This is a genomic window from Bacillus sp. FF-1 (assembly GCF_028548245.1).
Classification (GTDB): domain Bacteria; phylum Bacillota; class Bacilli; order Bacillales; family Bacillaceae_G; genus Bacillus_A; species Bacillus_A paranthracis.
This window is the reverse complement of the sequence record NZ_JAQQGG010000002.1, coordinates 534,100-551,498: the sequence shown is the minus strand read 5'-3', so window position 1 is coordinate 551,498 and position 17,399 is coordinate 534,100. Positions and strand designations below refer to the sequence as shown.

The window sequence follows — 17,399 nt, the reverse complement described above, 5'->3', positions numbered from 1 at the left end:
AGTAATGGTTTGATTTGGATTATAAAGTGTGTGCGTTTTTTGCCAAGTACTATATGACTTATTCTATGGAGGAAATATGCTTAAAGATAATTTTAACATTAATAATATTCCCACGGTTTTGTGGGGAGATAAAAGTGAAAAAGTTTTTATTGCAGTACATGGAAATATGTCAAATAAGGAAGATGCAGTTATTCAAATATTAGCTGAAGAAGCTAATCAAAAAGGTTATCAAGTATTAAGCTTTGATTTACCTGAGCATGGAGAAAGAACAAATGATAATACTCCTTGCAAAGTACAGTTTTGTGTTAGTGAATTATCTATAATTATGAATTACGCAAAAGAGCATTGGAAAGAAGTAAGTGTGTTTGCATGTAGTATAGGAGCTTATTTTAGCCTTTTAGCCTATCAAAATGATGTGATTGAAAAGGCATTATTTTTATCACCAGTAGTTAATATGGAACGAATTATCGAAAATATGATGAAATGGTTTAATGTAACACCAGAACTTTTGCAAAAAGAAATGACTATAGAGACACCAATTGGTCAAAAGTTATATTGGGATTATTTATGCTATGTAAAAGAACATCCTATTAATACATGGAATATAGATACATATATTATGTACGGAGCTAAGGATGAACTGTGTGAATTTGAAATTATTAACGATTTTACAAAAAAACATCGTTGTGCATTAGAAGTCATGGAGACAGGTGAACATTATTTTCATACTGAAGAACAGTTAAAGATATTTGAACTGTGGTTACAAAAGCTTATAGATTAACAAATTATAACTTAACTTGAACAATGTTAGAGTAGAATGATGAATTTATAAACTGATATTATATTTGAGAGACATTATAAATGTAAATCTATTCATTTAAGCAAACAGCTACTTTAGTTCAATAAGACTTAAACAACTATATTATCGATTTAAAACTGAAGTGAAGAATACACATACTACGAATTGAATAAGATAACAATCATAAAAATGCTCAGAATAAATGATTCTAGAGCATTTTTATGTGTTTCTATATTAAGGGGGGATTTACTTGAAAGATATACATATTCAACAAATTGAAGATTTAATGATATACGAATCCGATTATCTTGTTCAGGAAAGCAAAGATGAAGGGTTTTATTTCCTAATAAAACTAATAAGTGAATATGAAAATAAAATAAACACATTTAATAAAACGGGTGAATGTCTATATGGTATTTTTCAAGGGGAAAAGTTAATTGGAATAGGAGGGTTAAATGAGGATCCATATACAGAAAATAATAAGATTGGCCGATTAAGGCGATTTTATATTTCAAAGGACTATCGTCGTATAGGGCTAGGGAACTTGTTATTAAAGCGACTATTATCTCATGCGGAAAAGAATTTTAAAGTAGTTGTTTTACATACAGATACAAAACAAGGTGATGCATTTTATAGTGCAAATGGATTTGTGAAGGGGCAGGTATATAAAGGCTCTAGTCACTATAAAGTATTATGTTAGTAAAAAAAGAGACCTCTGCTTCGAAAAATAAGCGTATGAAGTCTCTTTTTTCTAGTCAATTATGTTTAACATTCATTTCTTTCAATAGTCCCTTCGGATCACCTTTTACATAATAAAAATGTGGATTATTTTCATCGTCGTAAAGCATAATATAAGGTTTTTGATTAAGAGGGAGAAGAATAAGTACTTCATCAATTGTTGTTTGTAGCCATTGATTTGTAATAGAAACTGGTTTAGATAAAGGGATTTTTATCATGTGACCATCTTTTGGAACGACATTTAAGTTTTTGAAGGCGCCAGTAATGGATTTAGCAAATTGAACAGCTTTTTTTTGAATAGCTGGATCTAAAGATTGTTTTTGAATGACCATTTCTTTTTGACAATCAAATACTTCAATTTGTTGATTTGTATTTGCTAACACATTTGTCGATAATAAGAAACAAAGAAGAGTAATGACTCCAATTTTTTTAATCATAATACAACACCTCGTCTTTACTATACCCTTAAAAATTTCAAATATTTTTCTGTCACATTTATGTAACAAAGAAGTTGTATGATACAATTGATTTTTGTTTAAAAGCAATGGAGGATAATGTATGAAAGTATTAATCGCAGATGATGAACAAGATATGCTAAGGATTTTAAAAGCTTATTTTGAGAAAGAAGGCTTCGAAGTTTTCTTAGCGAAAGATGGAGAAGAAGCACTTCAAATATTTTATGATGAAAAAATTGATTTAGCTATTTTAGATTGGATGATGCCGAAACATAGCGGTATTACTGTTTGTAAGGAAATAAAGAAAAACTCAAGCGTAAAAGTATTAATGCTTACGGCGAAAAGTGAAAGTGAAGATGAATTAGCAGCTCTTCAAAGCGGGGCAGATGAGTACGTAAAAAAACCATTTCATCCAGGTGTACTCATTACTCGAGCGAAAAAGCTAATACAGCATGATGATGTCATTCAAGTTCAAGATTTGAAAATAGATTTTACGAAAAATAAAGTTTATAAAAATGACAAAGAGTTAGATATTACAAAAACAGAGCTAGAATTAATAAAGTGTTTTTTAAGTCATAAAGGCATGATTTTGACTCGTAAAAAATTGTTAGATATCGTATGGGGATTTGACTATTTTGGAGAAGAGCGAACTGTTGATACACATGTAAGAAGGTTACGTAAAAAAGTAGGAGAAAATATTATAAAGACGCATCGTGGTTTAGGGTATAGTTTGGAGGAGCAGAGTGAATAAACTTGGAAAAAAACTATTTCTCAGCATTTCTTTAACTGTTATTCTTATTTTTACGATCTCTTTATTAATAATTAACTATCTTTTACCGAAATATAATATTTACAAAACGAGAGAGAACTTGAATGAATTTACAGTGCAAATACAAAATACACCTGTAAATGAGTTAGAAGATGTAATTCGTACAATTGAAAGCGAAAATAACGTTACGTTTGCATATACGTCAATCAATCAGTCAGAAGATGATATGAACGAATCGTTACGCATGCAACTTACGAAAAAGAAAGTAGTTTTAAATAAACTGTGGATTACGAAAGACGCAGTCATGAAGGTGAAAGTGGAAGGGCAATCGAATAAACTATATGATCAAGAGAAGTTAAAAGCAAGTTTTTTCGCTAAATATATTGCAAAAGATAATACAATAATTTTAATGGGAACTTCTATTGCACATTCTAACGAAATTATAAAAACGTTAAATACATTTTATTTATACATTCTTTGTTTCTCACTCCTTCTTATTATTTTACTTGTGTGGATACTTTCAAAAATAATAACGACTCCATTAAAAGAGCTAAGTGATGTAGCTCAGGACATTTCACATTTGAAGTTTAAAAGAACAAAAGTGAAAACGAACGATGAAATAGGGGAGTTAGCCGATAGTATTAATATCATGAGTGATACACTACATGAAGCACATCAAGATTTAACAGATCGTAATGAACATTTAAAACGATTTATGGGTGATGTGACGCATGAATTAAAGACACCAATTGCATTAGTAAAAGCATATTCTATGGGAATTAAGGATGGGTTAGATGATGGGACATACGTAGATACAATTATTAAACAAACAGATCAAATATCAAACTTAATTGAAGAACTATTACAATTTTCGAAGTTAGAAAGAGATGTTTTACAAAAAGAAGAATTCCCTATTGAACCATTAGTCCGAAGTATAATAGATAAGCATAAAATTGAACTGGAGTCGAAAGAAATACAGTTGCAGACGAACAGTAATATTAAAAATCAGGTCATTTATGCGGATTTAAATAAAATGGGAATGGTGTTTCAAAATTTAATTTCTAACGCAATAAAATATACAACAAATCAAAACATAATAATCACTTTAGAAGAGAGAAATAAAAGTGTATATTTTCAAATTAAAAATGGGATTAATGCAGAACAAATTAAAGATGTCGATAAAATTTGGGAACCTTTTTATGTCTTAGACTCTTCACGAAGTAAAGAAAAATCAGGCACAGGATTAGGACTAGCGATAGTGAAAAGTATTTTAGAAAGGCATGGTTTTGACTATGGCGTATCTACTAAAGAGGGAGAAATACGGTTTTATATTACTATGAAGAATGACTAATTCAATACAATTAGAAGCATCGTCTATTAATAGGTGATGTTTTTTATTGATTATATGAGAGCAGTAAATCAGAATATATAACCTTGAAAGCCCGTTGGAAGAGTGTTCTACAAATTTCTCAAGTTGCTGTATAAAAAAAAATAAACTGAATTTTCAGTAATTATATTGTATAGTAAAAGGAGACATAAATGGGGAGGGAAGGATATGGGGAAAAAGAAAATAGCAACATTATCAGCAATATTATCTTTATCAATTACGTCAGGAGTTTCTAGTATGACTGCGTATGCAGATAATAAAGAAACAAACTACATAAATGAGCATGACGTGAAGTTAAATGGAATTGTTTCAGATGCGTTACGTTCAAGTACGAAAATTGAATTAGAAAATGGGATGACAAAACCGATTTATTCGCTTGATGAAGCAATTATTGAAAATTTATTTGTAGAAACGGAAGTAGATAGTGATCGAGATGGAAAAAAGGATCGTGTATCGGTAAAAGTTATGCGTCCAAAAACTGATTCGAATGTGAAAGTTCCTGTTATATATGAAATGAGTCCATATCGAGCTGGCTTAAAAGATGTACCTGTATATAACGTAGATGAAGAATTGTATGCGTATGAAGGGAAACCGTATGGAGCTGTTAATCTTGGTTCGTATGGAAATTATTATGTACCAAGAGGCTATGCAGTCATTTTAGGTGAAAGTATTGGAACTGGGAAATCAGATGGGTGTCCGACGACTGGGGATGAGCAAGAAATATTAGGGACGAAATCTGTAATTGATTGGGTAAATGGACGTGCGAAAGCATATAAAGAAAATGGTGAGGAAGTTAAAGCTGATTGGTCAACGGGAGATGTCGGTATGACAGGAGTCTCTTATAATGGTACGTTACCAAATGCTGTTGCGACGACTGGTGTTGAAGGGTTGAAAACAATTATTCCAATCGCAGCGATTAGTAGTTGGTATGATTATTATCGTGCAAACGGTGCAGTGATTGCGCCAGGTGGATACCAAGGAGAAGATACAGATAATATGGCAGAAGCAGTATTAACAAGGGAAAACCCTGAAGTTTGCGGACAAGTAATAAAAGAGCTAACAGCCGGACAGGACCGGAAAACTGGTAATTATAATGATTTTTGGGATAAACGAAATTATGTAAAAGATGCTAAAAATATAAAAGCGAGTGTGTTTGTTGTTCATGGTTTAAATGATTGGAATGTAAAAACGAAGCAGTTCGCGCAATGGTGGGAAGCGCTTGGAGAGAATGATGTTCCTCGTAAAATGTGGCTACATCAAGGTGGACACGGTGGAACATCAACGAATGACTGGCAAAGAACACAAAATAAATGGTTCGATTATTGGTTATATGGAATTGAAAATGGGATTATGAATGAGCCAATGGTTGATGTACAACGTGAAAATAAAACATGGGAAAAATTAAAAAACTGGCCAGATTCAGCAGCTGTACCGTCAAAAGTGCGAATGTATTTAAGTAATAAAGCAGTTAATTTACCATTCAGTATGGGTTCTGTTAATAAGATGTTTTCATTCGTAGATGATGCAAAAATGAAATCAAACGAATTAGTAGCAAATCCAGAATTAGAAGTAGCCAATCGATTAGTGTATACAATGCCTGTACTGCAAAAAGATACGCGTATAAGTGGTACACCAAAGATTTCAATTACAGGAAATATTGATCGATCTGTATCAAATTTAACAGCATTACTTGTTGATTATGGAGGAACGAAGCCGGAAATCGTAACACGAGGCTGGATGGATCCACAAAACGTAAAAAGTATAGAAAATTCAACAGCGATTCAACCAGGCAAAGATTATACATTTACATGGGACATGCAGCCAGATGATTATGTCTTTAAAGCTGGGCATCAAATAGGAGTCGTTTTAATTGCTAGCGACTATGATTATACAATTAGACCGAAAGCGGGCACGAAGCTTACAGTGAAATTAAGTGAAGTGACATTGCCAATTGTGAAATAAATAGTTATGGATAAAGAGGCTGTCCCAAAAGGTGCTTTTTAGCCAAAACCGAATAGAAAGTGAAAGGAAGAAACGTTGATTTAATAACGTTTCTTCCTTTTCAATTTCATGTGATTTTACTTCGAAAGAGACTTATGAGACAACCTCTTTACATTTTGAAAGGGAGAGTTTAATGTGAATGTTTATTGGTAGATACAAAAAGGCTTACAATAAATAAAAAAATTGCATTTATGATCAATAGGCCACTAAATGTAAGCCCAGCAAAACCTCCAGCGAATCCATCGCCTACTTTTTCGCCAATTATGTGCAAAGTGGCGAAGAAAACAATGGGGGCAGCAAGAATGAAAATACCACTAGATATTTTCCATATTTGCCTATATTTCTTCGCTATAAAGAAAATTAGAGCATTAAAAGCAATAAGAAGTAAAAGAAATATAATGAATGAATTCATCATATCCTCCTTTCGGTAAAGAGTTTGAATTTTCATTATTTACATTGGCATTTCAAAGGAAATATTATAAAATATGATTATATTCTATGGAAAGTGAGTGATATAGTATGACAGTCAGCTCTTTCGAATTTTTATTAAAAATACAGGTACAGGAAGATTAGTTGAATGGAAATCTTCCGTACGTAAAAAACGGAGGAGAAAATAAATGTTTAGTTTTTATAGTACACTTTGCACGGAACTTTATGATTACACAAAGCCTGTCGGTTATTCTTTAAATGGTGATATTGAGTATTACGAAAAACGTTTAAAAAATTGTAGAGGAAGAATTCTCGAAGCAGCAGTAGGATCAGGGCGTGTCATCATCCCGCTTCTTGAGGCTGGTTTTACAGTAGATGGGATTGACTATTCACCTGAGATGCTAGAATCGTGCCGTATAAGATGCAAAGAGAGAGGCTTACACCCTAATTTATATGAAGGAAGCTTACAACAATTTTCACTTCCGCATAAATATGAGGCAATTATCATTCCTACTGGTTCTTTTTGCTTAATTGAAAATCGAGAGGATTCTATAAATGCATTGAAATGTTTTTATGAACACCTTAATCCAGGCGGACGATTAATCGTAGATATTATGCTTCCGTATGACTGGAAGACGGGGGAGATTCATACATCGACTTTTTCTTTACCAAATGGTGACGGAATTACATTAGAAAATAAATCAATTGAAATAGATTGGCTGAACCAAGTTACTCTATCCTATTTAAAATATGAAAAATGGAGTAAAGGGCAGTTAGTACAAACGGAATTGCAACGCTTTGCGGTGTGTTGGTATGGAATAGAAGAGTTTAAACTTCTTTTAGAAAGTATTGGTTTCTCTAATATTACTTGCTCTGCTGACTATGTTTTTGAAAAAAAACCGTCAAATGCAAATCAAATGTTTACTTTTGAAGCTGTGCGAAAAGAAAAATAAAGAAGTATGTAAGAAAACAAGGCAATCGATACAATATCGATTGTCTTGTTTTAATTGTATATTATATTGCGTACATGTTATTACGTTTTCATTGTCCAAGCATCCTTCTACTAACTACATATACTATTTATATTAAAGACAGTCACTATTTTAAATAGAACTGTAATGTTTCTATAAATGATATTTTAGAGAGGTAGGGGATAAATTTGGCAAACGAAGAACAAGATAGAATTGAAAATCAAGTGTATTCAAATCGTGTAGTAAGATCAGAATTTGATGCGAATTGGGAAACTTGTATATCAAAAAGTGGTTATATAATTTATGTAGCAACAAGTAATAATGCTGAAGTAATAGTACTTCTTGCAGATGGTTCAAGTAAATTATTAATTTTCGAACAAGGCGGTAAAGTAGTAGTAGGCGGTGGTGGAACAAGTCATTACAGTAAGCCGCACATCGCAAGAAATATTTAAGGTAGAACAAAATGCCGGAAAATGGTTAACTCATTTTAGTAGAACTTGATGTACTACAAATACTTTTGAATGATCAGAGAAGTTTGTAGGGAATTGTACGGATCAATATTTGAAATATAATGTATGGTTTGAAGAATTCTATAAGCAATAAAAAAGCATTTCCTATTTCGGGAAATGCTTTTTCTATGTTATAGTATAATAGTGTTTTAAAACAATGTTATTTTAATATATTTCAAATTTTGTTATGTATTATTTTTATATTAAATTAGTTGCGTAAGTATTTTTTTATATAAGGAGTAATAATTAGAGAAATGAAAAATATAGACTTTATACTAGAAAGTGATGAGGCATTAAAACCGTCTGAACGATTAGTACTATTATTATTAGAGAAGCATAGAATGTTATATACGAACGATCTATTGGCATTATCTAATTTATCATATAAAACATTAACAGATTCATTAACGTCGCTTGTATTAAAATCATATGTGTTAAAGGAAACAGGTAAGGGAAGAAGACAGAATTGTTATAGATTGGTATGATAAGACTGCTGATTTTAGAGATTTTATATTAATATTTATCGAATGTAAGGAGAAAACGCATTTTTGTTTTTAAATGAAAAAATGTAATAAACTTAAATATTTTTAATTTCATTTTTATTAATGATAATTTAATTATTTAAAAAATAGAAAAATAAAATAAACTGCATAAAACAGAAATAAAAAAACAATCCGTTTTTAAAACGGATTGTTTTTTATTGGAATAATATTATAAGATGAATGGAACACAGGAATAATTATTCTACTTCACTTGTATACTTTTCAGGTAATAATTCCATTACGTTACATTTTACAAGTTCACCATTATAAGAGAGTATAACATTCGTATTTTTTCCGTAATCACTTATTAATTCTCGACACATCCCACATGGAGCAACAACCCAACATTTTTCTATATCTTCATGAGGGTGTGGGTGTGCAACTGCTACAATGGTATCAAATTCATGATCACCTTCGGAAATAGATTTTCCTATTGCCATAGCTTCACCACATACTGTTATTCTTCCAACATTCGCTTCAACATGCACTGCTGCATAAATATTACCCGTTTTAGTTCGTACAGCTGAACCGATATGATGACGACCATATTTATAGTTTTTTTCGATTACTTTTTCAGCAGCTTTAATTAAATCATAGTCTTCACTATTTAAAGGTATTACGTGTAACATAATTTCTCCTCCATACTAAACATGATTAGCATTATTTTAGCATAAAATTTTAATATTTAAAATAAAAGATAAATGTTAAATAGATAATATTATTATGTAAACTATAATTAAAAAAGGAATATATAATAATCAACAGAACATATAGAAGAGTGTGATGATGAGAAAACAGCCTATGATATAGCCTTAGAAAAAGGTCATACTCACCTTTTACATTATTTGCAACAGGGAGTGAACGTGTGATGAATAAATGGAGTGTAGGGATATTTTTATTTAATGAGGTGGAAGTGTTAGATTTTGCAGGGCCATTTGAAGTTTTTTCTATCACTAAAGTACATGAAGAGAAACCATTTACTGTTTATACAGTTAGCCAAAATGGAGAAATGATTACAGCAAGGAACGGATTAAAGGTAAAGCCTGATTATAGTATTGAAGATTTACCACCAGTTGATATATTAATCATTCCAGGTGGTAAAGGCGCACGGGAAAATGAAGTGAAAAATGATATTGTAATAAATTGGGTTCGTCAGCAAATGAAAGAAGTAAAGCTAATGACTTCAGTTTGTACCGGAGCGTTATTACTCGCGAAAGCTGGTTTACTGGAAGGGTTAAAAGCAACAACACATTGGGCTAGTATTCAAACTTTCAAAAAAGATTTTCCGAATGTAGAAGTAATGGAGAATGTGAAATTTGTAGATGAAGGACATATTATTACATCGGCAGGTATTTCAGCTGGTATTAACATGTCATTTCATATTGTGAAAAATTTGCTAGGTGTGGAGATCGCTGAAGAAACGGCCAAAAATATGGAATATGATATTGATTTACAAAATTAAAAAAGCCCAAATTGGGCTTTTTTCTTATTTTGAGTGTATATAGGTATGATCTATGCTCTAAACTTAAGCTCTTAAACAGTCATTCTAGTTTATCGAATGTACGAAAATGCATCTCTTTTCTCCTTGTAACCATGTTAAAACAAGGAGAACTTTGTATGTAAAAAAACTCTTCTACAATAGTAGAAAAAGAATAACAGAAACTACTATTTTATGCCAGCATACATAAAAAAATGCAATGTAAATATGGAAATGTCGTCGAATGCTATCTTTAATTGGTTAATTAGTGAGATATTTTTGTGAAGGAGCTTATTTTATAAGAATAGAATTAAAGTTAATAAGAAATCATGCCGATGGTAGTGAAAATATATGTGTTAGGGGGATTTCATAATGAGGAAACTCAAGCGAATAAATGTTCCTAATATACAAGAACAACTATCACAGTCTAATGAAAATCGAGCAATTAATAAGAAAAAACTAAGACGATTTATATTCATGTTTATATTTATTGCGGCGGCTACTTTGTACGTTCAATTTATTTTAACGAAACAACAAGAAATAATTGTAGAAAAAAAAGATACAATTACGAATCAAAAAAAACAATTGGTTTCTTTAAAGAAAGATGAGGCTTCTTTAAAGACTAACATAGAAAATTTAACAGATGATGATGAAGAAATTTTGAAGTTTGCGAGAAAAGAATATCAATTTTCTAAGTCAAATGAAACTATATTTGTGTTGCCGAAATAGTGTAATAGAACAGTTAGCGATAGCTAGCTGTTTTTTCATGTAGGAATGTCATGGTACAAGAAACAATTACATATTGTAAAAATGAAGAGCTGGAGCTGTTTTTATACTTATGGAATATATACGAAAATAAATGTTGTTAAAATTCTGTCAATTGTATTATAATACAAGGTAAGCGGATACATTTTTTAATCCATGTTGAGTTTATCACTCATACGACTATTAAGAAAACCGTTATCCCGTATTAGAAAGGAAGAGAGCTGTGTACGCTTCAAATACAATTTATGTCGTAGGGGATGCGAAAGCACCTCAAAATAATCCCATTACCGAAAAGTTTAAAAGCTATTTTGTAGCGTTTGTACTTGTTAAGGAGACTGGGGAAATTGTAGATGCAGATTGCTCAGCGACAATTGCATTAACATCTCAATTCGTTAAATATTTATTTCTACATAAAAATATTAATGACCCAGAATTAGTAATGGAAATAAAAGATCGTTATTTCGGTTCGTCTCAAAAAGCATTACTTGTAGCATTAAAAGATGCACAGAAAAAATATAATCAAATCGCTGCTTTGTCTACCCATTCATAGACAAAATCCAGCCGTAAGAATCTTCTTATGGCTGGATTTTTTATTTCACATTTACCTTCTATATGAAAAGTAAGCGAAAACGGAGATCTTTTGCTCCAAAAAAGTTGAGAATTAAGGATCCGTTTTGCCAGACAACGAAAGGATGAACAAAATGAAAATTACCGATGTAAAAGTAAATCGTAGACGTGTAAATCTTCATACACCGTTTAAAACCGCGCTTCGTACCGTAACCGAAATAGAAAGTATAGATGTATATATTCATACAGATGAAGGAATTGTTGGCAAGGGTGCAGCAGCTGCAACACCGGTTATTACGGGGGATTTCGCTAACGGGATTGAAGAAGCAATTTTAGGGCCGATGCGTTCCAATTTAATTGGTCAAGATATCATTCAATTTCAGCAGTTACTACAGCACATCCAAATGAGTTGCATTGGAAATCCAAGTGCGAAAGCCGCGGTAGATATCGCATTATATGATGTGTATTGTCAATATCATAACATTCCACTTTACGCATTATTAGGTGGAAAAAAAGAAATTCACACAGATATTACTGTAAGTGTAGATGAACCGTTCATTATGGCGAAAGAGGCAAAGCAACATGTAGAAAAAGGATTTCAAACTTTAAAAATTAAAGTGGGGAAATCTGCACACTTAGACTTAGAACGTATTGAAGCGATTCGAAATAGCGTACCAAAAAATACGACGTTACGATTAGATGCAAATCAAGGGTGGAATCCAAAAGAGGCAGTTTCTATCATTAAAGAGATGGAAAATCGCAATTTAAATATTGAATTTATTGAACAACCTGTTCATGCGAAAGATTGGGATGGATTAAAGTACGTCAAAGATCATGTACAAACACCTATTATGGCAGATGAAAGCATATTTTCAGCGAGTGATGCATTAAAAATTGTGCAAGGAAGATATGCAGACTTAATCAATATTAAATTAATGAAATGTGGAGGCATACGTGAAGCGTGGCGTATTGCTGATATCGCAGAAGCAGCTGGTGTGAAATGTATGGTAGGAAGCATGATGGAATCTTCTCTTTCTGTTAGCGCTGTTGCACATTTAGCTGCTGCACATCCTAATATTCATTACTTCGATCTTGATGCGCCACTTTGGTTAATGGAAGAACCGGAAGGAATGACTTATTCTGGATCAAAGGTAAACCTTCAATCGACAGTGAATAGTAAATCTTAGGAGAAGAGACTAGTAAATTATCTTTTAAGGGGGATATGTATGAAAAAAGTAGGAACTGCATTTTTAACAACTTTATTTATATTTTCATCGTTTACATCAGCAAATGCTGAAGAAAAGAAAGATAGTAAGGCGTTTATCGATGTATCTGCCGCAACACTTTGGACCACGCCTGATTCATTACGGCCAATTGATGCACCAAGTGCTACAAATCCAGTTGATTTGTGGAAGTGGACGAAATCGATGACGCTGGATGAGAAACTTTGGTTAACAAGTGCAAATAAATTAGAAACGCAAGCGTTATTAGGCCAAGAAGTAACAGTTGTAGATAAAAAAGGGGATTGGGTGAAAGTGTTAGTCCATGGTCAGCCAACACCTCGAAATGAAGAAGGCTACCCAGGATGGATGCCTGAAAAACAGTTAACATATAATCAAGAATTTGCAGATAAAACAAATGAACCTTTCGTATTAGTAACGAAACCGACAGCCATTTTATATATAAATCCTTCTGAAAAACATAAATCGCTTGAAGTGAGCTATAATACGCGACTGCCGCTACTTAGTGAAGATACGATTTCATACCGCGTGTTGCTACCAAATGGGCAGAAAGCTTGGCTACGAAAAAATGATGGAACAGTTTACCGTTCTCAAAATGATATTCCAACCCCGACGGCCGATGATCTAATAAACACAGGGAAAATGTTTTTAGGATTACCGTACATTTGGGCTGGTACAAGTGGCTTCGGATTTGATTGCTCTGGATTTACACATACGATTTATAAATCGCACGGTATTACAATTCCACGAGATTCTGGTCCGCAATCGAGAAATGGAGTTGCAGTTGATAAAGAACATTTACAAAAAGGAGATTTAATCTTCTTTGCACATGATCAAGGGAAAGGCAGTGTTCATCATGTGGGGATGTACATTGGTGATGGAAATATGATTCACTCACCGAGAGCTGAAAGATCGGTAGAGATTATACCGCTAAATACACCAGGATATATAGAAGAATACGCTGGCGCCCGTCGTTACTTACCTTAAAAAATAGAGGGGGTTTTCAAATGAAAAAAGTTGTTCGTTACTCATTAGTTAGTACTCTATTCGTTTCTTCAATTTTAGTTGGCTGCGCAAAAGAAAAAACAACGACAAAGCCGAAAGATGAGAAGAAAGTATTACAGTTACTAGAAACGGGTGAAATTCCGTCATTAAATTCAGGGAAAGTAACAGATGCAGTATCATTTAACGTTTTAAATAACGTCATGGAAGGATTATTCCGCTTATCGAAAAACGATGAAGTGATTGAGGCTGGAGCACAAAAATATGAAGTGAGTAAAGATGGGAAAACATATACATTCCACTTGCGTGATGCGAAGTGGTCTAACGGAGATCCAGTAACAGCGCAAGATTACGTATATGCTTGGAAGCAGCTTATTAATCCGGATACGGCTTCTCAATATGCATACATTGCGTACGATGTGAAAAATGCGGAGAAAATAAATAAGAAACAACTAGGGTTAGAGGAATTAGGAGTGAAAGCGACGGATGATAAAACATTCGTTGTAGAGTTAGAACATCCTGTACCGTATTTTACGAAATTACTTATTTTACCATCGTTCTATCCAATTAACGAAAAATATGCGAAAGAACAAGGTGATAAATACGGATTAGAAGCAAATAAAGCGGTATATAATGGGCCATTTACATTAGCTGATTGGAAGCATGAAGCTAGTTTTACGATGAAGAAAAACGATAAGTATTGGGATAAAAAAGAAGTGAAGCTAGATGAAGTAAATTATCAAATTGTTAAAGAAATTTCAACTGCGGTAAATTTATATGAAACAGATAAAGTTGATCGAGCTGTCATTTCAACTGAATTCGTAGATAAATATAAAAATAATAAAGAGCTTAAACAATATACAGATCCGGTTATGTACTTCTTCCGATTCAATGAAAATGTACCGATTCTTAAAAATAAAAATGCACGTCTTGCACTAAGTACAGTGTTTGATAAGAAAGGACTTGCGACTTCATTTTTAAATGATGGTTCGGTTGCTGCAAACTATTACGTGCCAAAAGGATTTTTAAAAGGTCCAGATAAAAAAGATTTTAGAAGTACAGCAGGTGAGTTTAATAAAACGGATGTAAAACAGGCGAAAGAATATTGGGAAAAGGCGAAGCAAGAAACAGGTACAAATGAAGTAACGCTTGAGTTATTAAACTATGATTTAGAAAACTTCAAAAAAGTAGGAGAATATATTAAAGAGCAGCTTGAGAAAAACTTACCTGGCTTAAAGGTAAATGTGAAATTACAACCACACACGCAAAAATTAGCGCTAGAGAAGAAGAAAGAATATGAAATGTCGTTATCACGCTGGTTACCAGATTATCCAGATCCAATGACTTACTTAGAAGTATTCCTTTCTGGAAGCAGTGTAAACAATACTGAATATGCAAATCCAGAATATGATGCGTTAATTAAGAAGATTAAAACAGAATTAGGTAATGATGAAAAAAACCGTTGGAAAGCATTGCAAGATGCTGAGAAGATGTTGCTGGATGATGCGGTAATTGCTCCAGTATTCCAGCGCGGATTATCGTACTTACAAAAGCCGTATGTGAAAGATTTATACGTACATCAATTTGGACCAGCAACAAGTTTAAAGTGGGCAGATGTACAAAAATAAAGGATGAGAAAACAGACTCCACGTTTGTGGTAGTCTGTTTTTTAGTTAAAGTCGGGTAAATAGTACATGGTATAATTTACTAGTCTGTATAAAATTTTGGAGGGGAATGAAGTTTTATGTTTGAAGAAAAGAAAGTAATACATACAAAAAGGTTATTCATGAGAAAGCCCATTATAGAAGATGTTGATCAATTTTATAGCATAGTAAAAGAAGAGGCTGTTGGCAAATGGCTTGCTAAATCAAAGGGAATGTCAAAGGAAGAAGCGAAGGACTATATTATGCAACTAATATCACATTGGGAACAGTATGGTTTCGGGGTATGGTTGTTAGTTAATAGAAATACAGGAGAGCTTTTAGGACATTGTGGTTTAAGAAAAATAGATGAAACAGGTGAAATAGAAATTATGTATTTACTTGATCCGGAATATTGGGGAAATGGATATGCGTCAGAAGCAGCAAAGGCTTCCATTCAATATGCAAAAGAGATGATGAATGTAAAAAGAATAATTGCTAGAGTAAAAGTAGCAAATGAGAACTCGAAAAAACTTTTACGAAATCTAGGGTTTATATATACTCATGAAGTTGATTATAGCGGGCGCTTATTATCATATTTTGAACTCAATACATCATCCGAAGAATTCTAGACATTTCATATGTTTTTTCATTGTTAAAAAATAAAATTATTACTAAAATTTCAGTGTGAAATGTATGTAGAATCTTGTATAATTAACGTGTTTCTATGGAATCATTTTCTTGCGCTATATATGGGTCTTAATAGAACAAGGAAAGAAATACATACATGTATATAATAGATAAATAGAATGGAACATGTATAGAGAAAAAGGAGAGAAATGATGACGTGTCAAAGACAAGGGTTACAATTTAATTGTGATAGGAAGAGGAATAAAAAATGAAAATGAAGCATGCCTTTGGTCCCATAATTTTAGCGTGTGTGCTTTTTTTTATTATCATACTCATCCCATCGAAAAGTTTAGTATCACTGATTAGTGATAAGAAGGTAGCAGATGCGGCAACTTCCTTACAAAAAGAAAAATTACAAAGTGTATTCTTGCAACAGAAAATGTTAGAGAATTCGCAGTATTTACCGATGTACGGTTCATCTGAATTTTTACGAATGGATGCATATCATCCGTCTAATTATTTCAAAGTAAATCCCGCTGGTTTTACGCCATATTTAATTGGGATTGGCGGTACACAAAGTTTAGCTCATATATTAAATATGACATCTACAATGGATGAGTTAGAAGGTAAAAAAGTAGTCTTTGTTTTATCACCACAATGGTTTACAAAGACTGGTGTATCGCAGGGGGATTTTACGAACAATTTCTCTAAACAACAAGCATATCATTTTATTTTTAATGATAAAATAAATGTAGAAATGAAGAAGCAAATTGCGAAACGACTTTTAGATTATAAAGTTGTTCAAGAAGATGATATATTAAAAAATTCCTTAGAAGGTATTGTATTTAATGATACGAAACATAACGTAAAAGCGGGTTTAGTTAAACCACTTGCTTATATGCATCGAAATATTTTAGATCATAGGGATTTATTTAACTCCATATTTAAGATTGAGCCGATGAAAGAAAAAACAAATGTGGGACTACGTTCAATTTCTTGGGTAGATGCACGTAAACATGCGGAAGAAGAAGGGAAAGCGGAATCTACTACAAACACATTCGGAATTGAAAATCCATATTACTATAAACATAATTTGAAGAAAAAGTTAAAAGGTTTAAAAAACTTTAGAGCAAATGAATCATATGACGAATCACCAGAATATGATGACTTACAAATTGTTTTAAATATTTTTAAAGAGAAAAATGTCAAGCCGCTCTTTATTTCTGTACCTGTAAATGGACCGTGGTATGATTACGCTGGTTTCCCTAAAGAGCGCCGTGAAGTGTATTATAAAAAAGTTAGGGAACAAGTTGAGAAAGCTGGGTATCCAGTAGTCGATTTCTCTGGCCATGAATATGATAAGTATTTCTTAAAAGATACAATTCATTTAGGTTGGAAAGGCTGGATTTACTTTGATGAAGCAGTGCAAAACTTTTATACTGAGAAATAAGTGTGGAGAAAAAGGAACGGCTATAAG

At 32.5% G+C, this 17,399-nt stretch carries 19 protein-coding genes and 1 pseudogene; 17 read left to right on the top strand and 3 right to left on the bottom strand.

The genetic code is table 11. The features are described from left to right. The first annotated feature begins 76 nt into the window (after positions 1-76). Positions 77-781, top strand: coding sequence for an alpha/beta hydrolase (locus PQF83_RS08305; RefSeq protein ID WP_000910325.1), 705 nt, complete (start codon positions 77-79; stop codon positions 779-781). Positions 782-1,049: 268 nt separating this feature from the next. Beyond that, a complete protein-coding gene (locus PQF83_RS08300) occupies positions 1,050-1,499 on the top strand; it encodes a GNAT family N-acetyltransferase (protein WP_000651671.1) in 450 nt (149 codons plus the stop codon). Between the two features lie 55 nt (positions 1,500-1,554). Here PQF83_RS08300 and PQF83_RS08295 read toward each other — a convergent pair whose 3' ends face one another. Then, positions 1,555-1,974, bottom strand: a complete 420-nt coding sequence (locus PQF83_RS08295) for a hypothetical protein (RefSeq protein ID WP_000591786.1) — start codon at positions 1,972-1,974, stop codon at positions 1,555-1,557. Positions 1,975-2,095: 121 nt separating this feature from the next. Here PQF83_RS08295 and PQF83_RS08290 point away from each other — a divergent pair, with 121 nt between their 5' ends. From PQF83_RS08290 to PQF83_RS08280, 3 genes are all read left to right on the top strand, one after another. Next, positions 2,096-2,743, top strand: a complete 648-nt coding sequence (locus PQF83_RS08290; RefSeq protein ID WP_000865966.1) for a response regulator transcription factor — start codon at positions 2,096-2,098, stop codon at positions 2,741-2,743. Next, complete coding sequence (locus tag PQF83_RS08285) at positions 2,736-4,112, top strand: sensor histidine kinase (protein WP_001037245.1); 1,377 nt, start codon at positions 2,736-2,738, stop codon at positions 4,110-4,112. The genes PQF83_RS08290 and PQF83_RS08285 overlap by 8 nt, the downstream gene beginning before the upstream one ends. Before the next feature lie 204 nt (positions 4,113-4,316). Next, positions 4,317-6,110, top strand: a complete 1,794-nt coding sequence (locus PQF83_RS08280; protein ID WP_000516715.1) for a Xaa-Pro dipeptidyl-peptidase — start codon at positions 4,317-4,319, stop codon at positions 6,108-6,110. A 169-nt stretch (positions 6,111-6,279) separates the two neighbouring features. Here PQF83_RS08280 and PQF83_RS08275 read toward each other — a convergent pair whose 3' ends face one another. Beyond that, positions 6,280-6,561, bottom strand: a complete 282-nt coding sequence (locus PQF83_RS08275; RefSeq protein WP_001083949.1) for a hypothetical protein — start codon at positions 6,559-6,561, stop codon at positions 6,280-6,282. Between the two features lie 205 nt (positions 6,562-6,766). Here PQF83_RS08275 and PQF83_RS08270 point away from each other — a divergent pair, with 205 nt between their 5' ends. From PQF83_RS08270 to PQF83_RS08260, 3 genes are all read left to right on the top strand, one after another. After that, positions 6,767-7,531 carry a class I SAM-dependent methyltransferase gene (locus PQF83_RS08270; protein WP_000490900.1) on the top strand — a complete coding sequence of 255 codons (765 nt, stop codon included), beginning with the start codon at positions 6,767-6,769 and terminating at the stop codon, positions 7,529-7,531. 206 nt (positions 7,532-7,737) lie between these two features. Beyond that, a complete protein-coding gene (locus tag PQF83_RS08265; protein WP_001262613.1) occupies positions 7,738-8,001 on the top strand; it encodes a hypothetical protein in 264 nt (87 codons plus the stop codon). Between the two features lie 311 nt (positions 8,002-8,312). After that, positions 8,313-8,543: a hypothetical protein gene (locus PQF83_RS08260; RefSeq protein WP_000789033.1), complete on the top strand. Its 231-nt coding sequence runs from the start codon at positions 8,313-8,315 to the stop codon at positions 8,541-8,543. A gap of 254 nt (positions 8,544-8,797) precedes the next feature. On the opposite strand, the gene PQF83_RS08255 is transcribed toward PQF83_RS08260, so the two are convergent. Continuing rightward, positions 8,798-9,229: a cytidine deaminase gene (locus PQF83_RS08255; protein WP_000903440.1), complete on the bottom strand. Its 432-nt coding sequence runs from the start codon at positions 9,227-9,229 to the stop codon at positions 8,798-8,800. A gap of 153 nt (positions 9,230-9,382) precedes the next feature. Between PQF83_RS08255 and PQF83_RS08250 the strand changes: the two are divergent. From PQF83_RS08250 to dltD, 9 genes and pseudogenes are all read left to right on the top strand, one after another. After that, a pseudogene (locus PQF83_RS08250) lies at positions 9,383-9,469 on the top strand (ankyrin repeat domain-containing protein); the annotation flags it as partial. Continuing rightward, positions 9,466-10,062, top strand: coding sequence for a DJ-1/PfpI family protein (locus PQF83_RS08245; RefSeq protein WP_000981417.1), 597 nt, complete (start codon positions 9,466-9,468; stop codon positions 10,060-10,062). The pseudogene PQF83_RS08250 and the gene PQF83_RS08245, both read left to right, overlap by 4 nt. Before the next feature lie 387 nt (positions 10,063-10,449). Further along, the gene (locus PQF83_RS08240) at positions 10,450-10,806 is read left to right on the top strand and encodes an FtsB family cell division protein (protein WP_001228720.1); all 357 of its coding nucleotides are present in this window, start codon (positions 10,450-10,452) and stop codon (positions 10,804-10,806) included. Positions 10,807-11,065: 259 nt separating this feature from the next. Beyond that, on the top strand, positions 11,066-11,392 hold the full coding sequence (locus tag PQF83_RS08235) for a DUF3870 domain-containing protein (RefSeq protein WP_000271328.1): 327 nt from the start codon (positions 11,066-11,068) through the stop codon (positions 11,390-11,392). Between the two features lie 142 nt (positions 11,393-11,534). Next, positions 11,535-12,596: a dipeptide epimerase gene (locus PQF83_RS08230; protein WP_001997652.1), complete on the top strand. Its 1,062-nt coding sequence runs from the start codon at positions 11,535-11,537 to the stop codon at positions 12,594-12,596. Between the two features lie 39 nt (positions 12,597-12,635). Then, positions 12,636-13,637, top strand: a complete 1,002-nt coding sequence (locus tag PQF83_RS08225; protein ID WP_000755452.1) for a C40 family peptidase — start codon at positions 12,636-12,638, stop codon at positions 13,635-13,637. A 20-nt stretch (positions 13,638-13,657) separates the two neighbouring features. Further along, complete coding sequence (locus PQF83_RS08220; RefSeq protein WP_000758243.1) at positions 13,658-15,280, top strand: peptide ABC transporter substrate-binding protein; 1,623 nt, start codon at positions 13,658-13,660, stop codon at positions 15,278-15,280. A 116-nt stretch (positions 15,281-15,396) separates the two neighbouring features. After that, positions 15,397-15,924, top strand: a complete 528-nt coding sequence (locus PQF83_RS08215; protein WP_000461339.1) for a GNAT family N-acetyltransferase — start codon at positions 15,397-15,399, stop codon at positions 15,922-15,924. Between the two features lie 266 nt (positions 15,925-16,190). After that, positions 16,191-17,372, top strand: coding sequence for a D-alanyl-lipoteichoic acid biosynthesis protein DltD (gene dltD, locus PQF83_RS08210; protein ID WP_000782289.1), 1,182 nt, complete (start codon positions 16,191-16,193; stop codon positions 17,370-17,372). Positions 17,373-17,399: the final 27 nt, after the last annotated feature.

Bases quoted from the DNA above. Each gene is read 5' to 3' on its own strand.
- PQF83_RS08305 (WP_000910325.1), top strand. From the start codon at position 77: ATGCTTAAAGATAATTTTAACATTAATAATATTCCCACGGTTTTGTGG.
- PQF83_RS08295 (WP_000591786.1), bottom strand. From the start codon at position 1,974: ATGATTAAAAAAATTGGAGTCATTACTCTTCTTTGTTTCTTATTATCG.
- PQF83_RS08290 (WP_000865966.1), top strand. From the start codon at position 2,096: ATGAAAGTATTAATCGCAGATGATGAACAAGATATGCTAAGGATTTTA.
- PQF83_RS08280 (WP_000516715.1), top strand. From the start codon at position 4,317: ATGGGGAAAAAGAAAATAGCAACATTATCAGCAATATTATCTTTATCA.
- PQF83_RS08275 (WP_001083949.1), bottom strand. From the start codon at position 6,561: ATGAATTCATTCATTATATTTCTTTTACTTCTTATTGCTTTTAATGCT.
- PQF83_RS08270 (WP_000490900.1), top strand. From the start codon at position 6,767: ATGTTTAGTTTTTATAGTACACTTTGCACGGAACTTTATGATTACACA.
- PQF83_RS08260 (WP_000789033.1), top strand. From the start codon at position 8,313: ATGAAAAATATAGACTTTATACTAGAAAGTGATGAGGCATTAAAACCG.
- PQF83_RS08255 (WP_000903440.1), bottom strand. From the start codon at position 9,229: ATGTTACACGTAATACCTTTAAATAGTGAAGACTATGATTTAATTAAA.
- PQF83_RS08240 (WP_001228720.1), top strand. From the start codon at position 10,450: ATGAGGAAACTCAAGCGAATAAATGTTCCTAATATACAAGAACAACTA.
- PQF83_RS08230 (WP_001997652.1), top strand. From the start codon at position 11,535: ATGAACAAAATGAAAATTACCGATGTAAAAGTAAATCGTAGACGTGTA.
- PQF83_RS08225 (WP_000755452.1), top strand. From the start codon at position 12,636: ATGAAAAAAGTAGGAACTGCATTTTTAACAACTTTATTTATATTTTCA.
- PQF83_RS08220 (WP_000758243.1), top strand. From the start codon at position 13,658: ATGAAAAAAGTTGTTCGTTACTCATTAGTTAGTACTCTATTCGTTTCT.
- PQF83_RS08215 (WP_000461339.1), top strand. From the start codon at position 15,397: ATGTTTGAAGAAAAGAAAGTAATACATACAAAAAGGTTATTCATGAGA.
- dltD (WP_000782289.1), top strand. From the start codon at position 16,191: ATGAAAATGAAGCATGCCTTTGGTCCCATAATTTTAGCGTGTGTGCTT.